The organism is Belnapia sp. AC561, assembly GCF_979252845.1.
In genome coordinates this window covers 1-258 of the sequence record NZ_CEEDBP010000304.1, presented here as the reverse complement: position 1 = coordinate 258, position 258 = coordinate 1, and the positions used below count along the sequence as shown (strand labels likewise).

The window sequence follows — 258 nt, the reverse complement described above, 5'->3', positions numbered from 1 at the left end:
CCGGCGGCCCGATCACCAGCACGCCGCGGGCGAAGGGGAGCGGCAGCTCCATGCGGTCCCAGCTCGGGATCACCCGCACCCGCGTGGTCCGCGCCGCGCAGGGCAGCACCGGCACCCCGGCCTAGGCGGCAAGCTGCGCCACCCCTGGGGCCGCATGGCGCCGCGGCCCGCGCGGCCCATCCGGAGTGATCACCACCATCTCCCCCGCGCCCAGCACCCGCAGCAAGGCGCGCAGCCCGGCCGCCCCGCCCTTGGAGG

1 protein-coding gene is annotated in these 258 nt (G+C 79.1%); it reads right to left on the bottom strand.

Annotation, left to right across the window (positions count from 1 at the left end):
• Positions 1-121: 121 nt before the first annotated feature.
• On the bottom strand, positions 122-258 hold a 137-nt coding region (locus AC0IW9_RS31185), incomplete at its 5' end, for a DUF374 domain-containing protein (RefSeq protein ID WP_471652170.1).